At 61.7% G+C, this 20,029-nt stretch carries 20 protein-coding genes; 11 read left to right on the forward strand and 9 right to left on the reverse strand.

The window, feature by feature from the left end; all coding sequences use genetic code 11:
* Positions 1–413 precede the first annotated feature (413 nt).
* The 7 genes from DT069_RS01615 to DT069_RS01645 all read left to right on the forward strand — a co-directional run bounded on the left by DT069_RS01615 (position 414) and on the right by DT069_RS01645 (position 6,998).
* Positions 414–1,187, forward strand: coding sequence for an enoyl-CoA hydratase/isomerase family protein (locus tag DT069_RS01615; RefSeq protein ID WP_425449928.1), 774 nt, complete (start codon positions 414–416; stop codon positions 1,185–1,187).
* A 2-nt stretch (positions 1,188–1,189) separates the two neighbouring features.
* Positions 1,190–2,368, forward strand: coding sequence for an acyl-CoA dehydrogenase family protein (locus DT069_RS01620; protein ID WP_425449929.1), 1,179 nt, complete (start codon positions 1,190–1,192; stop codon positions 2,366–2,368).
* Between the two features lie 49 nt (positions 2,369–2,417).
* Positions 2,418–3,260: an SDR family oxidoreductase gene (locus tag DT069_RS01625; protein ID WP_119458507.1), complete on the forward strand. Its 843-nt coding sequence runs from the start codon at positions 2,418–2,420 to the stop codon at positions 3,258–3,260.
* Between the two features lie 251 nt (positions 3,261–3,511).
* Positions 3,512–4,057, forward strand: a complete 546-nt coding sequence (locus DT069_RS01630; protein ID WP_119458508.1) for a hypothetical protein — start codon at positions 3,512–3,514, stop codon at positions 4,055–4,057.
* A complete protein-coding gene (locus DT069_RS01635; protein WP_119458509.1) occupies positions 4,047–4,805 on the forward strand; it encodes a response regulator transcription factor in 759 nt (252 codons plus the stop codon). The genes DT069_RS01630 and DT069_RS01635 overlap by 11 nt, the downstream gene beginning before the upstream one ends.
* Complete coding sequence (locus tag DT069_RS01640; protein WP_162912908.1) at positions 4,792–6,330, forward strand: sensor histidine kinase; 1,539 nt, start codon at positions 4,792–4,794, stop codon at positions 6,328–6,330. The genes DT069_RS01635 and DT069_RS01640 overlap by 14 nt, the downstream gene beginning before the upstream one ends.
* Positions 6,331–6,731: 401 nt before the next feature.
* Positions 6,732–6,998: a hypothetical protein gene (locus DT069_RS01645; RefSeq protein ID WP_119458511.1), complete on the forward strand. Its 267-nt coding sequence runs from the start codon at positions 6,732–6,734 to the stop codon at positions 6,996–6,998.
* 119 nt (positions 6,999–7,117) lie between these two features.
* On the opposite strand, the gene DT069_RS01650 is transcribed toward DT069_RS01645, so the two are convergent.
* A complete protein-coding gene (locus DT069_RS01650; protein ID WP_425449930.1) occupies positions 7,118–8,335 on the reverse strand; it encodes an MFS transporter in 1,218 nt (405 codons plus the stop codon).
* Between the two features lie 153 nt (positions 8,336–8,488).
* On the opposite strand from DT069_RS01650, the gene DT069_RS01655 reads away from it, so the two are divergent.
* The gene (locus tag DT069_RS01655) at positions 8,489–9,022 is read left to right on the forward strand and encodes a TetR/AcrR family transcriptional regulator (protein ID WP_425449972.1); all 534 of its coding nucleotides are present in this window, start codon (positions 8,489–8,491) and stop codon (positions 9,020–9,022) included.
* Positions 9,023–9,284: 262 nt separating this feature from the next.
* On the opposite strand, the gene DT069_RS01660 is transcribed toward DT069_RS01655, so the two are convergent.
* The 7 genes from DT069_RS01660 to coxB all read right to left on the reverse strand — a co-directional run bounded on the left by DT069_RS01660 (position 9,285) and on the right by coxB (position 16,359).
* Entirely contained in the window at positions 9,285–9,725 is a 441-nt protein-coding gene (locus DT069_RS01660) for a hypothetical protein (RefSeq protein ID WP_162912909.1), read from the reverse strand.
* Positions 9,726–9,986: 261 nt separating this feature from the next.
* A complete protein-coding gene (locus tag DT069_RS01665) occupies positions 9,987–10,805 on the reverse strand; it encodes a THxN family PEP-CTERM protein (RefSeq protein ID WP_119458514.1) in 819 nt (272 codons plus the stop codon).
* A 429-nt stretch (positions 10,806–11,234) separates the two neighbouring features.
* The gene (locus DT069_RS01670) at positions 11,235–12,029 is read right to left on the reverse strand and encodes a class II aldolase/adducin family protein (RefSeq protein ID WP_119458515.1); all 795 of its coding nucleotides are present in this window, start codon (positions 12,027–12,029) and stop codon (positions 11,235–11,237) included.
* A gap of 240 nt (positions 12,030–12,269) precedes the next feature.
* A complete protein-coding gene (locus DT069_RS01675; RefSeq protein WP_162912910.1) occupies positions 12,270–12,788 on the reverse strand; it encodes a PRC-barrel domain-containing protein in 519 nt (172 codons plus the stop codon).
* A gap of 161 nt (positions 12,789–12,949) precedes the next feature.
* Entirely contained in the window at positions 12,950–13,810 is an 861-nt protein-coding gene (locus DT069_RS01680) for an SDR family oxidoreductase (protein ID WP_119458517.1), read from the reverse strand.
* Positions 13,811–13,924: 114 nt separating this feature from the next.
* Positions 13,925–15,520 (reverse strand): cytochrome c oxidase subunit I, encoded by a 1,596-nt coding sequence (gene ctaD, locus DT069_RS01685; protein WP_119458518.1) that lies wholly within the window; start codon positions 15,518–15,520, stop codon positions 13,925–13,927.
* A complete protein-coding gene (coxB, locus tag DT069_RS01690) occupies positions 15,517–16,359 on the reverse strand; it encodes a cytochrome c oxidase subunit II (protein ID WP_425449931.1) in 843 nt (280 codons plus the stop codon). The genes ctaD and coxB overlap by 4 nt, the downstream gene beginning before the upstream one ends.
* 595 nt (positions 16,360–16,954) lie before the next feature.
* On the opposite strand from coxB, the gene DT069_RS01695 reads away from it, so the two are divergent.
* Positions 16,955–17,221: a ComEA family DNA-binding protein gene (locus tag DT069_RS01695; RefSeq protein WP_119458520.1), complete on the forward strand. Its 267-nt coding sequence runs from the start codon at positions 16,955–16,957 to the stop codon at positions 17,219–17,221.
* A gap of 3 nt (positions 17,222–17,224) precedes the next feature.
* Here DT069_RS01695 and DT069_RS01700 read toward each other — a convergent pair whose 3' ends face one another.
* Positions 17,225–18,403 (reverse strand): sensor histidine kinase, encoded by a 1,179-nt coding sequence (locus tag DT069_RS01700; protein WP_119458521.1) that lies wholly within the window; start codon positions 18,401–18,403, stop codon positions 17,225–17,227.
* Positions 18,404–18,694: 291 nt separating this feature from the next.
* Between DT069_RS01700 and DT069_RS01705 the strand changes: the two genes are divergently transcribed.
* Both DT069_RS01705 and DT069_RS01710 read left to right on the forward strand, forming a co-directional pair.
* Positions 18,695–19,078, forward strand: a complete 384-nt coding sequence (locus tag DT069_RS01705; protein ID WP_162912911.1) for a response regulator — start codon at positions 18,695–18,697, stop codon at positions 19,076–19,078.
* Between the two features lie 173 nt (positions 19,079–19,251).
* Complete coding sequence (locus tag DT069_RS01710; RefSeq protein ID WP_119458523.1) at positions 19,252–19,908, forward strand: SH3 domain-containing protein; 657 nt, start codon at positions 19,252–19,254, stop codon at positions 19,906–19,908.
* Positions 19,909–20,029: the final 121 nt, after the last annotated feature.

Below are 20,029 nucleotides of genomic sequence, written 5' to 3' on the forward strand. Positions count from 1 at the left end.
CTCCCTGATTGATGGCTTTACGCATCGATGGCGCCTTTTGCAGGCGAGGGAGAGTCCGTGAGGTCGCGTATTCGGCGATTCTACCGAAAATCGCCTCGTTTCATTATAGGCGCCGCGTTTCTTTGGTTTCTTCGCGACCTGTCGCATCCCTCTGGTACTATTGAGAAGAATATCAAAGGCATTTCGGTAAGTCGATGCAACAAGTCGGAAAACATCGTCTCATTGAATGAGCGATCAACCAACGTGTGGACTCTGTCGATCGCAATTCGCGCTTGCCGCAAATGGCGGGCGGCAGATCGGATGTTGCCGCCGCCGTCGACGAACCGCCGAACGGTTCCGGTTGATCGGAGGGGCGGTTTTGCTATGCTCCGCCACCGCTGGCTGCCGGGACAATGTTTCAGGATAATGTTGACGTGATTCGGATCTCCGATGACGGAGCTGTACGCACGATAATCCTCGACCGTCCCGAGGTTCGTAACGCGCTGAATCTCGAGATGCTGCGGGCTTTGCGCGCTGCGCTGCGGGCCGCCGATACGGCCGCCGTGCGCTGCCTCGTCCTGACCGGTAGCGGCAAGGCCTTCTGCGCCGGCGCGGATATTGCCGAGTGGGCCGATGCGGAGGCCCGCGGCGAACTCGCGACCTATCCCTGGACGGACGAGATGCACGCGCTGATCGCCGAGCTCGCGGCCTTTCCGAAGCCGAGCCTCGTGCTGTTGAACGGCGCCGCTGCCGGCGCCGGGCTCGATCTGGCGCTGGCCTGCGATTTTCGCTTTGCGGCCGAGACGGCGCGCTTCGTCTGCGCCTATACGCGGATGGGCTATAACCCGGATGCTGGCGGAACCTGGTTCCTGCCGCGCCTCATCGGACTCGAAGCGGCGAAACGCTTTGCCTTCACGGGCGAGTTCTGGTCGGCGTCCGAGGCGCTGGCGCGGGGGTTGGTGACCGAGGTCCATGCAGCCGAGGCGCTGGAGCCTGCGGGGCGGAGCTTCGCGGCGCAGTTGGCGGCGGGCCCGACGGTCGCGCTGATGCAGACGAAGCGTTTGATGGCGGAGGCCGGGAACCGCGGCCTGCCCGACCAGCTTGCGGAGGAGCGCCGCGCTGCCGATATCTGTGGGGCAAGCGCGGATGCGAAAGAGGCCCTCGCCGCCGCCGTCGAGCGGCGCGAGCCGAACTTTAAAGGACACTGACCATGGCGATCGATTTTTCGCCGACGGACGAGCAGCGCATGCTGGTCGAGACCGTCCGGCAGTTCGTCGAAAAGGAGATCTTCCCGTATGAGGCGGAGGTCGATCGGGCCGGCGACGTGCCGGAGGCGCTGGGCAAGCAGATCCGCGACCGTGCGATGGCCCAGGGCCTCTATGCCGCGAACATGCCGGAATCGGTGGGCGGGGGTGGGCTCGACGCGGTCAGCATGACGCTGTTCGACCGGGAGCTCGGCAAGGCGACCTGGGGCCTGGCAGGCTATGTCGGTCGGCCTTCCGAGATCCTGATGGCCTGCGCGGGCGACCAGATCGACCGCTATCTGACGCCCTGCGTCCGCGGCGAGCGCAAGGATTGCTTCGCCCTGTCCGAGCCCGACGCGGGCTCGGACGCGATGGCGATCACGACCCGCGCGGAGCGCCGGGGCGGTGATTGGGTGTTGAACGGAACCAAGCATTTCATCAGCGGCGTCGGCACGCCCGACTTCGCCATCGTCTTTGCCGTGACCGGTGTCGAGGAGAGCGGCGGGAAGGGCGGGGGGCGGCCGCGCAAGCGCATCACCGCCTTCCTGGTCGACCGGGATACGCCCGGCTTCGAAATGCGGCGCGGCCCCCGCTGCGTCAGCTACCGGACCTACAATAATTACGAGCTGTCCTTCACCGACTGCCGGATCGGGGCGGATCAGGTGCTGGGGGAGGAGGGCGCCGGTTTCGATCTCGCCAATCGATGGCTGTCCGGAACCCGTATCCTGGTTGCCGCCACCTGCTGCGGCAAGGCGGAGCGCGCGCTGACGATGGCAACGGAGTGGGCCGCGACGCGTAAGCAGTTCGGCCAGACGATCGGCCGGTTCCAGGGTACGTCTTTCAAGCTCGCCGACATGGCGACCGAGCTGCGCGCCGCCGACCTCCTGACGCTGAACGCGGCCTGGAAGTACGATCACGGGACAATGACGTCAGGCGATGCGGCGATGGCCAAGCTGTTCGCGTCGGAGATGCTGGGGCGGGTCACCGACAACGCGCTGCAGATCTTCGGCGGCATGGGACTGATGGAGGAGCTGCCGGTCGAGCGCTTCTGGCGCGACGCGCGGATCGAGCGGATCTGGGAGGGTACCTCCGAGATCCAGCGCCACATCATCTCCCGCGAGTTGCTGCGGCCGCTCGAATCCTGATCCCGGCTGCATTCAAACCCCGGCTGCATTCAAATCTAAGGGGACACGCATGTTTAAAGAAGAGCTGCTGAAGGGCAGGCGCATCCTCGTGACCGGCGGAGGGACGGGCCTCGGGCTGAGCATGGGGCGCCGCTTCCTCGAACTGGGCGCTGAGCTCGTGATCTGCGGCCGGCGCGAGGAGGTGCTGGCCGAGGCCGCGAAGACGCTGAGCGCCGAAACCGGCGGCAAGGTCGAGACGCATGGCTGCGACGTCCGGGATGCCGAAGCGGTCGAGGCGATGATCGAAGCGATCTGGGCCAATGGTCCGCTCGATGCCCTCGTCAACAATGCCGCGGGAAACTTCATCTCTCGGACCGAGGATCTGTCGCCGCGCGCGGTCGACGCGGTCCTCAACATCGTGCTGCATGGCAGCGCCTATACGACGCTGGCCTGCGGCAAGCGATGGCTGAAGGACGAGCGGAAGGCGGCGGTGCTCAACATCGTCACGACCTACGCCTGGACGGGCTCCGCCTATGTCGTGCCGTCGGCGATGGCAAAGGGCGGCGTTCTGGCGATGACCCGCAGCCTCGCCGTCGAATGGGGCGGGCGCGGCATCCGCGTCAACGCCGTCGCTCCCGGCCCGTTTCCAACGTCGGGGGCGTGGGAACGGCTCGTTCCGCGGCCGGACCTCGCAAGGATCTTCGAAACGCAGAATCCGCTGGGCCGGGTCGGTGACCATCGGGAGCTGGCCGATCTCGCCTGCTTCCTGCTCTCTGACGGGGCCAGCTATATCAACGGCGAGGTGGTGACGATCGACGGCGGCGAATGGCTGCAAGGCGCCGGGCAGTTCAACTTCCTGCGGCGCATGACCGGCGAAGACTGGGATTCGTTGAAACCGAAGCGAAAGAAGTGATTCGGCGGGTCGGCCGTAGAAGGAAAATCTGAGCATCTCGTGCTAGAGGGCACGGGAAAGCTGGAAAATGCCCTCGATCCCGCGTAAGAATTAACGATTATTCTGGGAAAATCGAGTGCGGACTTCTGATCACGAGACAAGGGGGGAATCGGGGGATAACGGGTTTGACGGAACGGTGAGCTTTGACAGTTGATCGGCGGCGAGGATCGTCAGCAAGGAACGGGTGGCGGCGACGCACGGCATCGAAAGGGATGCCGCGCGCGACCGCAGCGGTCCTTCTGTTGTCAGCGGTTCTCGTGGGATGCGGCACCCAGAATCGTGGCTTTGATACGGCCCCCGACGAGGCGGTCGAACCGATTCCTCCCGTCCAGTTGGGACTGGAGAATACGGATCCTCGGGACGATTTCTCGGAGCCGCTGCCGATTCCGGCGAGGAAGCCGTCAAGCGAGACCTTGCTGGCCAGCCGGCCCGATCTCAACCCGGAACGGCTGATCGGATTGAGCCTTGTCGAAGCCGAGGCCCTGCTCGGGGAACCTGCGTTGCAGGATGAGAAGCCGCCGGCAAAAGTCTGGACCTATAATGCCCAATCCTGCGTGCTCAGCATCTTCTTCTATGCCGATATCAGCACACGCGATTTTCGTGCCCTGACCTACGAGATCCGGAAAGAAAAAGAAGCAACACACGAGGAGGCGGCGATCGCCGAAACTCAGACTGCATCGAACAAGGGGGGGGAGGGAAGGTCCGAGATAGCGGATCGACAATGTCTTGCGGAGTTGATTAAAGAGCATGCAACTTAACAGAGTCACGCCGTTAGAAGCGGCAAGGCGGGTCATCATCGTTGATGATGACGCGCTGTTTCGAGAGTCTCTGGGCCTGAACCTCGCCGAGAACGGCTATGAAGTCGTTGACTTTTCCGATGGCGAATCGGTGCTCGAGCATATGGCCGCCGGTGGCAATGCCGATGTGGTGCTGCTCGACTGGCGCATGCCTGGGCTCGACGGGCTCGCGGTACTGCGGCACATGCGCGACAGCGGCGTGCAGGCACCGGTAATCTTCCTCACTGTCCTCAGTGACGAGATCTATGAGGAAGCGGCGCTGCGCTGGGGGGCGGTGGACTTCATCGAGAAGTCTCGAAGTCTCTCGATCATCCTGCAGCGCCTGCGGCTGATCACCGAGGGCTCGAAGCGACTGGCCGGCCAGGACGAGGCCGCCGAAACGCCGCCTGTGATCGAACGCGGCAAGCTGCAGCTTCGGACGGATATCAGCCGTGCCTACTATGACGGGCAGCGTGTCGATCTGACATTGACCGAGTTCAACATCGTCTGTGCCTTGGCAACCTCCGCCGACACCGATGTTTCCTATCGGCAGATTTACGACCTGGTCCGCGGGAAGGATTTCGTCGCCGGCTATGGGGATGAAGGCTTTCGCGTGAACGTCCGATCCTTCATCAAGCGTATTCGTCAGAAGTTCCGGGATGTCGATGACGATTTCGCCTGTATCGCCAACTATCCAGGCTTCGGGTACCGCTGGATTGATCCAGAGTGATCGGTACGAAGAGGCCGCCAAGGAGGCGAGGCGAAGACCGCGTTCGCTCGTCAGCAAGCTCGTTCTCCTCGTCATCGTCTTCGTGGCGGTGCCGGTTGCTCTCTATCACACCTTTCTTCAGGCCGAACTCGAACGTCGCGCGCTACTGATCGGGAACGTCCAGGAGCAGGGCCGGCTGGTCGCGCTGGGCCTGGAGCCATTCCTGATGCAGGAGGAGCCATCGCCGCTTCTTACCCTCAGCAACGAGCTTGACCGGTTCGCCAGCAGCAACACGCGGATCCGGGTCCTCTTTCGCCCGGCGGATCAGAGTGGGGTCGCCAACTTCTTCTATGTTGCCGCGGTGCCGACGGTGCCAACCGCGATCCTCGAATATGAGCGCGAGGAACTGATGCGCCAGGGCATCCTGGACAGCGTCGCCGTCACCTGCACGGGGGATCTGCCGCTCGCCAACCGCTATCGCGATCCAGACGGCCGGGAAGAGGTGCTGACGTCGATCACGCCGGTCCTGTCGGATCGTGGCTGCTGGGCCATCATCGTCTCCCATCCGATCGAGAGTTTTCTCGGCACTTCGCTCGGTCAGCCCTACTGGATGCGCTTCGAGGTGCGGATGGCGGCCGGCATCTACCTGATCATGGCGGCGCTGACGCTGATCGTCTTCCTCAGTATACGCCGCAGCGTGCTGCGCTTTCGCAGGCTTGCCCGCGATCTTCGCACCGGGGCCGTCGCCGGCAAGTCCTTCGCCTCGCACAATGAGGTCGCCGAACTGGCCGGCGCCGCCGAGGAGTTCGACCGGTTGATCAAATCGCTCCGCTCTTCCGCGGAGAACATCCGACAGGCTGCCGAGGACAACGCCCACGCGTATAAGACGCCGATCGCGATCATGCGGCAGTCGCTGGAACCGCTGAAGCGCATCGTATCGTCGAACGACAGCCGCAGCCGGCGCGCCGTCGAGGTCCTGGAAACCTCGATCGAGCGCCTCGATCAGCTCGTCTCGACTTCGCGCCGGATGGACGAGACGATGGCCGAGCTCGTCGATCCGCCGCGCCAGAAGGTGAACCTCTCGCGCCTTCTCCAGCGTATGGCGATCGCCTACGGAAACCTGATGACGGGACGCGGCCTGCGGCTGGTCACGACGGTGGACGACGATGTGACCGTTCGGGCCAGCGAGGACCTGCTGGAAACCGTGGTCGAGAACATTCTCGACAACTCCGTCAGCTTGTCGCCGCCGGGCAGTCAGATCACCGTGACGCTGCGAAGGGGCGGCCGCGTCGCCGATCTGCGGATCCAGGATCAGGGACCGGGCGTACCGCCCGAGGATCTCGAGAGAATCTTTGAACGGCGCTTTACCAGCCGCCCGGTTCCGAAGGCACCCGACGGCGGGCTATCCGGAAAGCTGTCGCTGCATGCCGGCATCGGGCTGTGGATCGTGCGGCGCAATGTCGAAGCTGTCGGCGGCCTAGTCCGCGCCGAGAATGCGCCCGGGGGCGGGTTGATCCTGCGATTGAGCCTGCCGCTCGCGACGTGAGTCCAGCTGTTTGACGTCCGCCGCCCGACGACGGACAGTCACGCTTATTCATCTCGGCAAGTCTTGCTCTTCGGAATAACACAAGTTTGTCGCAGGCCGGGCGGCTTATGTCTTGCTAATATTTAGCGAGTAAAGGTTCATACAATTTGTTGCAAAATAAAAGAGAATTCATGCTGTACGATGACACGAGCACACTATCTTGCAACTTGCCCGGTTTGCCGGGAGGCGGCCGTCGCGCGACGCCGGCGAATCGCCCGGCCGGCGCGAATTCCTTCCCGAGCCAGCTCGAGAGCACTCTCCGCCGTCTCCGGGCCAGCCGTCTTCGTTTTTCCGTGATGCGCCTGCGGTTGTCGCGCACCTCCGTGGGCAACCCAACAGCGGCGGAAAAACTGGCTGCGCATATGGCGGACCCGCATGTCCTGGTCGGGCTTTGGCCGGATTGCAGCGTCGTCGGCGCCTTCTTCGGCCCGCGGGCGGTCGGCAGCGCCGGAGACCAAGTCCAAGTGCGGCAGATCGTCGAGCGCTGTCGCCGGGCGATGATCGAGACCGGGAAGGCCGACCTCATGTCGCAGTCCTACTTGTTGATTGCCCACCGATGGACGGATGAAGTGTTCGATCTGCCAGCATTGATCAATGCGCTCGATCTTGCCGAAGAGATCGCCGCGTAGCGCCAAGGTCATCCAGCATTACTTCGGCAGTCTGCCACGTTTAGCGGCAACCACGAAAAGGCGGAGATGGTGCAACTCGATTCGCTGTTCTCGCACCAACTCCGCAGATCTCATGCCTCTCAAATCCTGGCGCTTCTCGGCGCCAGTGTTCCGAGACCAATGATGGCGAGGCCAGCTCCGATCCAGAGAGGCGAAACCGTTCCGAACCCGGCGCTGATGGAAAGGCCGCCGAGCCAGGAACCGACCAACACGCCAAGAGAGATAATGGCACCATGGACCGAGTTCACCAGAGGACGCGGATTGGCCGTACGCATGATGCGCGCGGCCATGGCGGGGTTCATCGTCACGCCAACGAGCCCCAAGACAATCGTGGCAACGACCGTGAAAACCTCACTGCGAGCTAGAAGCCCAAAAGCGACGAGACTGATCGCCAGTGTGGAAAGGCCGAATACCAGAATAGGCATGGTGTATCTGTCGGCATAGCGGCCGATGACGATGTTCCCGATAACGGTCGCAGCGCCGTAAAGGACATAGAGGGTCGGAACCGCTTCCGGGGAGAAGCCGCTGACTTCGGTAAAGATTGGCGAAAAATAGCTGAATGCGGCAAAGGTCGCCGCGATGATGAGCCCACTTGTGGCATATGCCGCCCAGAGCTTTCCGCTCTTCAAGGCTGCGAGTTCAAAGGGCAGGTCTATCTTCTCAGGACGCGCAGACGCAGGCGTCAGGGCCGCCACAATCCCGGTGCAAACGAGCACCAGAACCGCCACCACCCAGAAGCTGGTGCGCCAATCGAAATGTTGGTCGATCAATGTTGCCATTGGCAGACCGAAGACAGTCGCCAACATCAGGCCGGCGAGGACGATGGACGAGGCCCGACCCCGTGCTTGCGATCCCGCCATCTCGGCCGCCGCTGAAAGTGAAACGGCGAAGAAGGCGGCAGAGGCGACCCCCGTGATCGCTCGCGCTAGCGCCATTACGGCATAGCCCGTCGCCATCGCTCCTAACGCCTGCCCGAGAATGAAAACGGCCAACAGCAAAAGAAGTGCTGTCTTGCGACTGAAACGGAGCAGCCCGACCGTCAGTAAGGGGCCGCCGATCACCATCCCAGCTGCATAGATGGAGATGAGGTAGCCGATCTCTGGGATCGACACACTGAAGGCCGCCGACAGGGATGGCATCATCCCAGCAACCATGAACTCCGACGTTGTCATCGAAAAGATGCCCGCGCCGAAGGCATAGACCGCCAGCGGAATAGCGGCTTCAGCATGCGGTCGGCCCAATCCGTCCGATCTATTGCTCAATGTGGGATTTTCCTGAGCTGTGCAGTTGTCTGTCATGACCCTATTTTCGTAATTGTAACTACAGAAATAGGTGTCAGCCTTGAATCCACAGGTCAAGTGAATTATATAAATCTGACTACAGAAAGGATCGGAATGGCACCTCGGGGACGGCCGCGCAGCTTCGACCGCGATCTCGCGCTCAGTCGCGCAATGGAGGTGTTTTGGGCCAAGGGCTATGAGGGCGCTCAACTCGCCGACCTTACGGAGGCGATGGGGATCAATCCACCAAGCTTCTATGCTGCCTTCGGATCGAAGGAGGCCGCCTTCCGCGAGGCAGTCGACCTTTACATCGCGACGGTAGGCTCCGCACCGATGAGGGCGCTTGATAGTGCAACGACGCTTAAGGCCGGTATCCGCGCCATGCTCAAAGGCAGCATTGACGTCGCCCTGTCTTCCCAACCCGGCGGATGTCTCCTGGTCCTCGGTGTCGTCAATTGCCTGACCGAGAATGAAGCCGCGCGTGAGTGCCTGAAGAAGGCTCGCCGCACCACTCTCGATCTTATCCGCGAGCGGCTGGAACGCGGCGTCAGGGACGGCGAACTTCCTGCGGACACGGATGCCGAAGTTCTGGCGGCGTTCTACAACGGGATTCTGCAAGCCATATCGTTTCAGGCCCGCGACGGCGCATCGCGGCACGATCTCGAGAGTTTGATCGCTCCGGCAATGGCAGCGGTCCCCTCATAATGATTGCATGCGCGTGATTTGAGCGGGGGAACGTCGCCGATTTTGCCGTGGTCCTGCGGGTGCTCGACAACGCCGTACCGAGCACCCGGTCAGCAGGTGCTGACTGTACGCTCGTGCCATCTCCATCCTCCTTTCTACGACGAAGGACTCGCACTCGCTCACAGCTTGGGAATTCCTATCGGTATCCGAGAATCCCAAACGCGCTCACATCTAGAAAGCCACCGGGGTGGCGCACCGATAAGTTATTTTCCAAGACAGGGGATCAGTCTCGGCGAACGCCCTCGAGCGGCAGCTCGCCCGTTTCGATGGCTGATCGCAACGCGGTGAAACCGCGCTCGACCTCCTCATACCATTCACGAGCCCGCCGCAGCTGTGCCACGTCTGCTTCCGTCAGCGGCGGACGGTCGGCATGGCCAAGGTCCAGAACCTGCGCCAGATAGCGGCCGCGCATCTTGGCGACGGCGCGCGCGACCCGTTCGACCTCCGACGGAGTGACGGCGATGACGGCGTTCACCGTCTCGGTGCGCGTCAGGGCCCGAAGGTCGCTTTGCACATAGCAGAGGAACTGCCTCACATTCGGTGACGGGCTGTTCGCAATGGTGGGCAGCGAATCCTCGGACCCATGGTGACGGGGCGAGGTAGTGCCCGCGTTGCGCCTCCGGACGGCAATTACATTGTCGGATGTCGACCTGTCAAAGAACATGGACTCTCTCCAAATGGTGGCTGCGAGGGTGCTCTGGGGGAATCCATAGCAAATCCCAGGCCACCTCATTGTTCTTGCCTATCAATAGCCTATAGAGGGGTGCGAACGAGATGCGCGGGTGAAGTTGCCTCGTTGCCGGGCAGTTCTTGCCGACCGCGAGGCGATCGATGCCGGTGGCCGGTTAACGTTCGTTTTCTTAGGGGCAAACAGAAAGAGCGGCGGCCCCATAGGGCCGCCGCTCTCAGGAAGACGAAAGTCCGGCTACGCGGCCTTCCGACGTCGAATCACGCTAAGCGCGACAAGGCCGGTGCCGAGCAAGGCCAACATGCCTGGCTCAGGCACGGGGGTGCCGGGCGTGTCTGCCCGCGGTCCCCTGACGCTGAGGAACGTGTTGAATCGCGTCTCGCCCCTCTCCATGGTTTTGAAGCCGACGCAGTCCGCACCGAGGCCGAACAGGCCACACTCGCTTGCGCCGAGCGGCGCCAGCTCCTCCGATCCGAAGATCAGCGTGTAAGTCTCGCCCAGGAAATCGAACTCCTGCGCGGTTTCACCGGTGGCGGCCAGCAGGAAGATATCGTCACAGACGCTGCCCGAGTCGAAACCGCAGGAGGCCTGGTTTTCGGTTTCCCGGAACAGGAAATCGAAGAACGTGTCGATCGGACCGATCGACCCGCCTGCCGATGGTTCCGACGGCGTGAGAGTCGCCTGGATGCTCAGCTTACCGCTGGTCAGATATTCCTCCTGCAAGTCGGTCGGGATCGGATTATTGAAGTGCGCCAATTGGGGACCGGCCACTGACGATCCGTTCGTGAGCAGGTTGTCGCCCGTCACCACGCTGTCGACTTCCAGCGCGCTTCGCGGGCCGTCGAAGCTCTGCGGCCATTCGAGTCGAGTCACGCCGCCCAGAACCGGGTTGGGATTCGACCCGACGGTCCCATCCGGCGTCCATTCGGTGAACGCATTGTTGAGCTCGAAGCTCCAGGTCGAAATAACCGGGGCCGCAGTGGCCGGATCTGCCGCGCCGGAAAGCAGTGCAATTGCCAGGGCACCGCCTCCGGCGAGCTTTTGCCAATTTGTCATCAACTGTGTACTCCGTGTTCACAAACTCAGCCCCCGACCGGCTTTGGCAAGTTTCGTCGGTTCCGGCCGGAGACCCGGGGCGGTTTGGAGCAAGTGCCATGCCAAGCGCGCCTTCGCCCCAGTTCTCTGCGGGTTTTGATAGCTGCTGAGTAAATGAGTCCGTCGATGGCGTGGAAGAATCTTAAGAATCGTTAAAATTTGTGACGCTGATTCGGCGATCGGTCGACGCTCATCAGCGCTCCGGCTACAGCCGTCTCGCTCATTCGTTAAAAAATATGGTTAACATCAGGGCCTTACAGAATCGCACGCGTTCGATGAGGAGTGTAAATTTCATCGACATGCGCGCGCGCTCCGGCCCGTTGAGGCGGCTCCGCTATAGACGGCTGCTGGCCTCGTTCGCAACGAGAGTTGAGGGCAGCAGGGAGGGCGTCATTCCTTATAGGACGGATCCTCGCGGTCGAGCATGCGGAGGAGGGCGGACCAGGTAAGTGCCCATCCTTCCTCGTCGCCGGGATCGTCCACGCCGCTGCTGTTATATTGCCGCTCGGTCCGGGCGCAAACTTCGGGCGACGGCAGGATCAGCTCCGTCCCCGTCGACTGCGCGGCGATTTGAACTTCGCAGGATCGCTCGAGATAGAACATCAGAACGAACGCCTCCGGAATGCTGCGTCCGACGGTCAGAAGCCCGTGATTGCGCAGGATCATCACCTGCTTGTCGCCGAGATCCGCGACGAGGCGGGCGCGCTCGTCGAGATCGAGCGCGATCCCCTCATAATCGTGATAGGCAATGCGATTGTAGAATTGCAGGGCGAACTGGTTGAGCGGCAGCAGTCCGCACCTCAGCGTCGAAACCGCGACCCCGGCGCGGGTGTGGGTATGCAGTACGCACTGCGCATCCTCCCGAGCGCCGTGGATCGCGCTATGGATGACGAAACCCGCGGGATTCACGCTATGACCGTTCGCGCTGAGCATCTGCCCCTCGAGATCCACGACGACCAGATTCGAAGCGGTGATCTCCTCGAACATCAGGCCATAGGGGTTCAGCAGGAAGCGGTGTTCCGGTCCAGGCAGGCGTGCCGAGATATGCGTAAAGATCAGGTCAGTCATCCGGAACCGGGCGACCAACCGGTAGCAAGCGGCCAACTGCACCCGGAGCGCCCATTCCTCCGGCGTGATTGCCGGCGTTTCGGTCGAGCGGATCAGGGCAGGGCCGGTCGATGACATTCCAGTTTCCTCCTGTAAGGGACGTCCTACGTCCGATGTGGCGGGGGTCGTAGGGAACGCCACATCGGATGGGTCGAATGCTGACCCGGAGCCCGGAAAAAGAAAAGGGGATTTGTTCGTCGGCGAGCTCTCCGGTGTGAAAGAAAGGCCGCTCTCCGGCGGGAGAGCGGCCTTTCCCAGTAGCGGGGCGTGACTCCTTCCTCGGTCGTCACATCCTGTCGATTCTTGACGGCCGATATATTAATGGGGGGTGCCGCCGGCTTCTGTGCCTGGCTGTTCGTTGCCAAGCTCGGTGTCCTCGCCGGTAATCACTCCCGGCTGGGATTCGGCGACACCGTGGACGTTGGCGTCCTTCGCCTCGCGCCAGTCTCCCGTCATCTGATGCTCGGGTGCGGATTCGAGCTGCTCCTGGGTCATATCGACCATCATCATCTCGTCTTCCGGAACGACGGTAACGGCATACCAATCCACCACGACCGGACGCGTGTCGACGCCGAGATACCCGCCGGCATCGACGACGATGCCCGCGATCTGGTCGTTTTCGTCAAAAACGATCCCCTCGACCTCGCCGATCTCCTCACCGTCTGCCGTCACCAGCGGCTTTCCGAGGAGCGTGTCGGAGCCCCAGTTGGATTCTGTCATGGCACTGTCGAGGAACGGGTAGCTTGATTTGCCGACCTCGCTGCTGTCACTCGATTGTGCCCAGGCCGGGCCTGCAAGAGCTAAGATGATCGCAGTCGTCGATAGAAGTTTTACCATAACGAACCTCCTAATTCTGACCATGCCCGTTCAACAGTGGGGATCAGTTAAGGTTCCGATGAAATTGACCTAAGGGTTTACCGCTGCGCAGGTCCGGCAATCTCGAGAACGAATTCTTCGGTAGCAGTTCACGGTTGCCGTTTGGCGGCGATCAATGCCTGTTAACTCTCGACCGGTTCTCCGCCGTTCGGATGAAGAACCTGGCCGGTCATGAACGCCGCCTGCTCGGATGCAAGAAAGATGTAGGAGGGCGCAATCTCGTCGGGGTGGGCAGGGCGGTGCTCGATGGAGTCCGATCCGAATTTCGGAATGTGGTCGGCCTCGAAGGTCGAGGGAATGAGGGGGGTCCAGACCGGCCCGGGGGCAACGGCATTCACCCGGATCTTCTTCTCCTTGAGCGCCGCCGCGAGCGAGCGGGTGAAGGACACGATTGCGCCCTTCGTCGAAGAATAGTCGAGCAGCATCGGATTGCCGCGATAGGCCGTTACCGAGGTCGTGTTGATGATGGCGTCGTGCTCCTTCAAATGCGGAAGCACGGCCTTGGTCAGATGGAACATCGCGAAGATGTTGGTCCGGAAGGTTCGTTCGAGCTGCTCGGCGTCGATGTCCTCCAAGCTCTTCTGCGGGTGCTGCTCGCCGGCGTTGTTCACCAGGATGTCAATGCGGCCGAACGTCGACATCACCTTTTCGGTGACCTCGCGGCAGAAGGCCTCGTCCCCGAGATCGCCGGCGAGGGACAGGCAGCGGCGTCCTTCCTGTTCGATCAGCTTTTTCGTTTCGGCCGCATCCTCGTGCTCGTCGTAATAGACGACAGCCACATCGGCGCCTTCCTTGGCAAAGCCGATGGCGGTCGCGCGGCCGATACCGCTGTCGCCGCCCGTGACGACGGCGACCTTGCCTTGCAGCCAGCCGGCCGACCGATAGTCGGCCATCTCGGCCTTCGGCTTCGGCTGCATCTCATCTCGAACACCAGGCTGCCTCTCCTGATGCTGCTTCGGATATCCCGTCTGTTGTTGGGTCATCAATCATCCCTCGGCGTCTGGGGTTCCGTCGACCGACCCGGCGCCTTGGTCACGGTCGACCTTGTCGCTCGTTCGACGGAAGAACACGGCAGCCGAGGGCTGGTTCCGGCCGGATCACTTGATAACCGGGAGTTCCTCATATTGATGGAACGGTGGTGGCGAACTTAGCGTCCATTCCAGCGTGGTCGCTCCGTCGCCCCAGTAGTTCGCGGCGACCCGCCTGCCAGCGAACAAGGTATAGAAGACGGTGAACATGAACACCGCATGCCCGGCGAAGGCGACGTAGGCGCCGATGGAACTCACCATGTTCCAGCCGGCGAAGGCATCCGGATAGTCCGGGATGCGGCGCGGCATGCCGGCTGTTCCGAGAAAGTGCATCGGGAAGAACGCCAGGTTCGCACCCACGAAGCTTAGCCAGAAGTGAATCTGCCCCATGATCTCCGGGTATTGCCGTCCGGACATCTTGCCGATCCAGTAATACCAGCCGGCATAAATCGCGAACACCGCGCCCAGCGACAGCACATAGTGGAAGTGGGCTACCACGTAATAGGTGTCATGCACCGTGATATCGACTGGCGTGTTGGCGAGCACGACGCCGCTGACTCCGCCGACTGTGAACAAAAAGATGAAGCCGAGGGCAAACAGCATCGGGGTCTTCAACTCAATCGAGCCGCCCCACATCGTCGCGATCCAGGAGAAGATCTTGATGCCGGTCGGCACCGCGATCACCATCGTCGCCGCGGCGAAGTAGGCATTGGTGTCGACATCGAGTCCGACGGTGAACATATGGTGCGCCCAGACGACGAAGCCGATCACGCCGATCGCGATCATCGCATAGACCATGCCGAGATAGCCGAAGATCGGCTTCTTTGAGAATGTCGAGACGATCTGGCTGATCATGCCGAAGCCCGGCAGGATCATGATGTACACCTCGGGATGGCCGAAGAACCAGAACAGGTGCTGGAACAGGATCGGATCGCCGCCACCGGCCGGATCGAAGAAGGTCGTGCCAAAGTTGCGGTCGGTCAGCAGCATCGTGATCGCGCCGGCCAGGACCGGCAGGGCCAGGAGCAGCAGGAACGCGGTCACCAGAATCGACCAGACGAACAGCGGCATCTTGTGCAGCGTCATGCCCGGCGCGCGCATGTTGAAGATCGTGGTGATGAAGTTGATCGCGCCTAGAAGCGACGAGGCACCCGCCAGATGAAGTGAGAGAATCGCGAAATCGACGGAAGCGTCGGGGTGGCCGAGGGCGCTCGATAGCGGCGGGTAGATGACCCAACCAGTGCCCGCGCCTTGGCCGACGAAGGCGGACAACAGCAGCAGTACGAAGGCCGGCACGAGCAGCCAGAAGCTGATGTTGTTCATCCGCGGGAAGGCCATGTCCGGCGCGCCGATCATCAGCGGCACGAACCAGTTGCCGAACCCGCCGATCATCGCCGGCATCACGACGAAGAAGATCATGATCAGGCCGTGCGCCGTGATCAGCACGTTCCACATGTGGCCGTCGGCGATGACATCGAGGCCGGGGTTCTGCAACTCGACACGCATCAGCACCGAGGCCAAGGCACCGACGATGGCTGTGATCAGCGAGAACACGAGATAGAGCGTGCCGATGTCCTTATGATTGGTCGAAAAGAGCCACCGCTGAAAGAAGGGCGGCTTATGGTCCTGATGGACATCTGCTGCCGCCGCCGTCTCAGGATTCATTGATCAGCCCTTTCGATTTCGGGGACTTGACTCGTCGTAAGCTGAAGGGAGGGTTGCTCCGGGGGGAAGGCGCTCGCGAACTCGGCGCGCGCCTGCTCGACCCATTCGGCGAACCGCGCCTTCGAGACCACTTGAACGGTGATCGGCATATAGCCGTGACCGGTGCCGCAGAGCTCGGAACACTGGCCGTAGAACACGCCTTCGCGGTCGAAGCGGGCCCAACTCTCGTTCAGCCGGCCGGGGTAAGCATCTCGCTTGACACCAGAGGCTGGCAATGACCAAGCATGTTGAACATCACCGGCGGTGAACTGAAAACGGATGACCGTATCGACCGGCAGCACGACGGGATTGTCGACGGTGAGAAGCCGCGGCTGGCCAGGTTGAAGCTCCTCCTCGGGAACGAGGAGGCTCGCGAAGGTGAAGTTGCCGTGGTCGGGATATTGATACTCCCAATACCATTGACGACCGACCACCTTCAGCGTCATTTCAGCGTCCGGGACTACTTCGGAATAATAGAGCAGCTTGAAGGACGGGATCGCGATCGCCACCAGAATCAGCACGGGGACAATCGTCCAAACGACTTCAACCACTGTGTTGTGGGTGGTGCGCGACGGTCTTGGGTTGCGTTTGGCGTTGTACCGGAACAGGACGTAGGCCATCAGGGCGACGACCAGGGTGCAGATGCCGACCATGATCCAGAAAAGAAAGAGGTGGAAGGCATCGATGCGTTCCATCACCGATGTGGCGGGCGTTTGATGCCACACCTGCCAAGGCTCTGGTTCTCCCTCGGCCGCGAGTGTAAAGCTCGGGAACGCTCCCCCGAGTGCCAGGAGCAGCATCCATAGAAGTCTCATTGGAGCCCCTATCGGTTTGCTGGTTCCGTTATCAGCGGCTGAGCATCGGGCCTTCGGCAGCTTCGCCTCGAATCGACCAACGTACGTCGTCCGCCTCCGCCGAGTTGAACAGTTTTGTTTCCATATGGTTCCATAGACCAAACCGGCGAGCGTTCGCTCGCGCACGTGGCCCAATCGCGGCAGCATCAGAACGGGAACCGTTGGATGCCACCGGCGTTGGCTTAAATCCAAATTTGTTGACCGTGTTCCGCCCCGGGCCCATGGTCGGCGAATTCGACCTCTGGAACACTCGATTGGAACGACATGAGATACACAGTGCCTCTCTTCCTCCTGGCCTTGGCGGCTTGTTCAACCGACCGGGCCGTCTGCTACAAACCGCAGGAGATGCAGTATGGGCAGATCATGAAGGCTGTCCCCTGTCCGGAGCAGGAGACGGATGCGGCTGACCAATGACTACGGAACCTCAATCGCCATAGTCCGTTCATCGGATGCGTGATCGACAAGACAGGAGGTCTGAGGACGCCATTCGATGCCTTGTCGGTTGCGAAAATGACGGACGGAACGCGTGGAGGATAGGAACATGCCTCAAACTAGCTCACAGAACGATTCCCAGGCCGGCAGGCACGGTGATCGAATCGACGAGACGGTGATCGGGCAGCCCGTCAACATCAATACGGCCAGCCGCGAAGAACTCCGGATGGTCCAGGGGCTGGGTGATGCTCGTGCGGACGAGATCGTTGCCTGGCGCGAGAGGAACGGCCGCTTCGAGAGCGTCGGCGATCTGCAGCACCTCCCGCTGATCGGTCCGGATGCGCTTGAGCGGATCCGCGGCCACTTGACGGTTTAAGCGCTACCGCCGGAACGCCACTCTGGCCTCGGTACCCCGATCCAGGCGCCATTCGAGTGTGCCGTCGATTTGATCGGCCAGTCGCTGCATCAAGCGAAGGCCCAGGCCCGAACCCTTCTTCAAGTCGCCTGACCGGGGCTGGCCAATGCCATCATCGGCCAGCACGAGTTCTCCTGCCTGATCACCGGCGCTCTTCAGCGTCACGATGATCGTTCCCCGCCGATCCGTAAAGGCGTGCTTCAGGCTATTCGCGATGAACTCGTTGACGATCAGGCCGAGCGGCAGCCCTGTGTCGACGGCGATGATCATCCTATCGAGCCGCATGTCGAGCTTGATGTGTTCGGCATTGTCGCCGGCCGTTCGAAGCAGATTTTCGCAGAGTTCCCGGAGATAGGCATCCAGCTCGATCGTGTTCGTCCGATGGAGGGCGTAGAGCTGGCTGTGCAACAAGCTCATGGCTCTCAGCCTATTGGCGACCGTTTCCAGGCTCGCCCGCACCTCGGGGCTATCGGCCAACGCCTGCTGAAGATGCACGACCGAGGTGACGGTTTGCAGGTTGTTCTTGACCCGGTGCTGCAGCTCGCGCAGAAGCAGCGCCTTTTCCGCCGTCGCGGCCTGGAGCTCTTCCGCTGCCGCCTTGAGCGCTCCGATGGACCGCAGCCGCTCGATGGCTGCGGCCAGAAGATTGGCATAGCCTCGGAGGACGTCGACATCATTGTCGGTAAAATTTCGCGTCTCATTGCTGTCGACTTCAAGCACGCCGAAAGGGGTGTCGCGGCCGCCGATGATCACGTTGGCCGCGCTTTTGATGCCATGCCCGTCAAGCAGCGCCGGAATCTCGAACCGCGCCTCGCGGCTCAGACATTCGGAGATCACCGGTTGGCCGCTCTGCAGGGCGAAGCCGGCCGGAGATTTGAGGCCGACGCCGATGATCGCTTTGCCGACGACCTCCGGCTCCCAGCCGCAGCCGGCGCGAACCAGGAGGCCCTGATGATCCGGTAGAAGCTCCAGGATTTCGGCTTTCTCGGTTCGCAGGCAGCGCGCGGCCAGGACGGCCGCCTCCTGCAGCAGTGACTGTAGATCCTCCGTCCGAAGTGCGTGGTCGCCGAAGCTGGCAATCGTCGCCTGCTCTTGCGGAACAATATCGGGCCCGGAGGATGTGTTGCGATCGGCATCGGTCATGACATTCAGCTCGAAGGGTCAAAGCTTTCCGGCACTGGCGTCGCAAGCCGGTGAAAACTGTTATCTCAACCACAACCATTCGTCGCTTGCGACACATCAGAAGAGAAACTTATTTCCGCGCCCGGTGTTCCCATTCGAACGCCTGACATGACAACGAGTAGGGGTTCGGTCTATCGCCGTTGGCGGCGATGTGCGACGTCAGCCCTGAGACGGGTTTGCCTTGCTCGAGCGACAAATGGTTCGGCTCAGGCAAACCTGCAGACTCTCGACCTGCGTAGGGGCAGGGTGGGAATGATCCGGATCCTGATCGTCGAAGATGATGCCCTTCAGGCGCTCGCACTCGAGCACCATTTGGAAGGCCGCGGCTACGAGGTAGTGGGAACGGCGAGATCGGCACGGCAGGCGATACAGCTGGCGAAATGTCTGCACCCCGATCTGGTGCTCATGGATATCAATCTCCGCAGGGCCGGCGACGGTATCGAGGCCGCGGTCGAGCTCAAATCTACATTGGGTATTCCGCATGTCTTCATCAGCGCCTACTCGGACCGAAAGCTCATCGAGCGGGCGCAGTCCACTGACCCGCTCGGTTACATCACCAAGCCCTACACTCCCGAGGAAGTTGAGTGCGCGCTGGCGCGACTCGTTCCGCAACTTCAGGCGCGGAGACATCGCTAGCCGTCAGGGCCAAAGTGCCCCGCCGTTCGCGGGCTGCAACTCTAGAGCCTTTTGATTCTTCGTAAAAATCCTAGATCGAACGACAGGACTCGGTGGGTCGGCGGGCAGGCTGATGACCGGATCTGCGGAGAGCATCTCTGCCACGCCGGTGAGTCGAAGAAACGGAGGACGGCATGAAAGGATCGATGCAGTTTCGTTTCGGATATGGATGCTTTCTGGGTATCGCCCTCGCCGCGACCACTGCGGTCACCGCCTGGGCCGCGCCCGGCGATGTCCATCGGGTGACGGCCGAGCGGGTCAATCTGCGCGCCGGCCCCTCGGACGCATCAACCGTCCGATCAACGGTCGAGCAGGGCGAAGAGCTGATTGAACTGCAGAGCGAAGGAGGCTGGCTCGGTGTCCGCGTGACCAGCACCGGAGAGGAAGGCTGGATCTTCAGCGACCTTGTCGAGCAGGTATCCCGGAGCCAACTCGGCGATGCCGGGATGGAGGCCGGATTCCAGGCCTTGTCCGAGGATTTCGATCAATTGTTTGGGGATTTGGGCCAGCAGCTCGGCTATCGCCTCGTCGAGACCGTCGAGCAGGCTGAAAACAACACGCTTCGGATCACCCCCGCGCCGGAATTCCTGCTCTATGGCGGCCGGGATGCCCACATGGCGACGACGCTGGCGATCTATCAGATGTGGAAGAACCACCAGAATGGGCAGCCGGTTGCCGTCGCTTTGCTGAATGGTGAGAACGAGGACTATATCTCGATCAGCGACGAACCCTCCGGCCCCCAGCTCACGCTCCGGACGCCAGTACCGGTAACCGCCTCGGCAGTGGAATAAGCGTAGCAAGAAGGGGCCAGGCCGTTCTGACCTGACCCCTTCTTCGAACTTTCCCTAGGGAATTGTCCGCGGGGAACTAGCCCCAAGTAATCAACGGCTAACGATCATTATGACCGCCGAA

It is taken from the genome of Virgifigura deserti (assembly GCA_003576685.1).
GTDB lineage: Bacteria > Pseudomonadota > Alphaproteobacteria > Dongiales > Dongiaceae > Virgifigura > Virgifigura deserti.

Bases quoted from the DNA above. Each gene is read 5' to 3' on its own strand.
- DT069_RS01620 (WP_425449929.1), top strand. From the start codon at position 1,190: ATGGCGATCGATTTTTCGCCGACGGACGAGCAGCGCATGCTGGTCGAG.
- DT069_RS01625 (WP_119458507.1), top strand. From the start codon at position 2,418: ATGTTTAAAGAAGAGCTGCTGAAGGGCAGGCGCATCCTCGTGACCGGC.
- DT069_RS01630 (WP_119458508.1), top strand. From the start codon at position 3,512: ATGCCGCGCGCGACCGCAGCGGTCCTTCTGTTGTCAGCGGTTCTCGTG.
- DT069_RS01635 (WP_119458509.1), top strand. From the start codon at position 4,047: ATGCAACTTAACAGAGTCACGCCGTTAGAAGCGGCAAGGCGGGTCATC.
- DT069_RS01645 (WP_119458511.1), top strand. From the start codon at position 6,732: ATGGCGGACCCGCATGTCCTGGTCGGGCTTTGGCCGGATTGCAGCGTC.
- DT069_RS01650 (WP_425449930.1), bottom strand. From the start codon at position 8,335: ATGACAGACAACTGCACAGCTCAGGAAAATCCCACATTGAGCAATAGA.
- DT069_RS01655 (WP_425449972.1), top strand. From the start codon at position 8,489: ATGGAGGTGTTTTGGGCCAAGGGCTATGAGGGCGCTCAACTCGCCGAC.
- DT069_RS01660 (WP_162912909.1), bottom strand. From the start codon at position 9,725: ATGTTCTTTGACAGGTCGACATCCGACAATGTAATTGCCGTCCGGAGG.
- DT069_RS01665 (WP_119458514.1), bottom strand. From the start codon at position 10,805: ATGACAAATTGGCAAAAGCTCGCCGGAGGCGGTGCCCTGGCAATTGCA.
- DT069_RS01670 (WP_119458515.1), bottom strand. From the start codon at position 12,029: ATGTCATCGACCGGCCCTGCCCTGATCCGCTCGACCGAAACGCCGGCA.
- DT069_RS01675 (WP_162912910.1), bottom strand. From the start codon at position 12,788: ATGGTAAAACTTCTATCGACGACTGCGATCATCTTAGCTCTTGCAGGC.
- DT069_RS01680 (WP_119458517.1), bottom strand. From the start codon at position 13,810: ATGACCCAACAACAGACGGGATATCCGAAGCAGCATCAGGAGAGGCAG.
- ctaD (WP_119458518.1), bottom strand. From the start codon at position 15,520: ATGAATCCTGAGACGGCGGCGGCAGCAGATGTCCATCAGGACCATAAG.
- coxB (WP_425449931.1), bottom strand. From the start codon at position 16,359: ATGCTGCTCCTGGCACTCGGGGGAGCGTTCCCGAGCTTTACACTCGCG.
- DT069_RS01695 (WP_119458520.1), top strand. From the start codon at position 16,955: ATGCCTCAAACTAGCTCACAGAACGATTCCCAGGCCGGCAGGCACGGT.
- DT069_RS01700 (WP_119458521.1), bottom strand. From the start codon at position 18,403: ATGACCGATGCCGATCGCAACACATCCTCCGGGCCCGATATTGTTCCG.
- DT069_RS01705 (WP_162912911.1), top strand. From the start codon at position 18,695: ATGATCCGGATCCTGATCGTCGAAGATGATGCCCTTCAGGCGCTCGCA.
- DT069_RS01710 (WP_119458523.1), top strand. From the start codon at position 19,252: ATGAAAGGATCGATGCAGTTTCGTTTCGGATATGGATGCTTTCTGGGT.